The following is a 1,033-nucleotide window of genomic DNA, read 5'->3' on the forward strand; positions in this document are numbered from 1 at the left end:
GTAGGACACTCTGTACGGAGTTACAAAGGAACGAGGTAGATGAAGAGGTCTGGAAAGGCCCGCCATAGGAGGTAACAGCCCTGTAGTCAAAACTTCGTTCTCTCCTGAGTGGATCCTGAGTACGGCGGAACACGTGAAATTCCGTCGGAATCCGGGAGGACCATCTCCCAAGGCTAAATACTCCCTAGTGACCGATAGTGAACCAGTACCGTGAGGGAAAGGTGAAAAGCACCCCGGAAGGGGAGTGAAAGAGATCCTGAAACCGTGCGCCTACAAGTAGTCAGAGCCCGTTAACGGGTGATGGCGTGCCTTTTGTAGAATGAACCGGCGAGTTACGATCCCGTGCAAGGTTAAGCAGAAGATGCGGAGCCGCAGCGAAAGCGAGTCTGAATAGGGCGCATGAGTACGTGGTCGTAGACCCGAAACCGTGTGATCTACCCCTGTCCAGGGTGAAGGTGCGGTAACACGCACTGGAGGCCCGAACCCACGAATGTTGAAAAATTCGGGGATGAGGTGGGGGTAGCGGAGAAATTCCAATCGAACCTGGAGATAGCTGGTTCTCCCCGAAATAGCTTTAGGGCTAGCCTCAAGGTAAGAGTCTTGGAGGTAGAGCACTGATTGGACTAGGGGCCCCTACCGGGTTACCGAATTCAGTCAAACTCCGAATGCCAATGACTTATCCTTGGGAGTCAGACTGCGAGTGATAAGATCCGTAGTCGAAAGGGAAACAGCCCAGACCACCAGCTAAGGTCCCAAAGTATACGTTAAGTGGAAAAGGATGTGGAGTTGCTTAGACAACCAGGATGTTGGCTTAGAAGCAGCCACCATTTAAAGAGTGCGTAATAGCTCACTGGTCGAGTGACTCTGCGCCGAAAATGTACCGGGGCTAAACGTATCACCGAAGCTGCGGACTGTTCTTCGAACAGTGGTAGGAGAGCGTTCTAAGGGCTGTGAAGCCAGACCGGAAGGACTGGTGGAGCGCTTAGAAGTGAGAATGCCGGTATGAGTAGCGAAAGAGGGGTGAGAATCCCCT

Annotated in this window: 1 rRNA gene; it reads left to right on the forward strand. The window is 52.7% G+C overall.

Going from position 1 to position 1,033, the window contains the following annotated elements:
- Positions 1-1,033, forward strand: a 23S ribosomal RNA gene (locus ACFTXQ_RS36720); the annotation flags it as partial.

Source organism: Streptomyces sp. NPDC057010, from assembly GCF_042673805.1.
Lineage (GTDB): Bacteria > Actinomycetota > Actinomycetes > Streptomycetales > Streptomycetaceae > Streptomyces.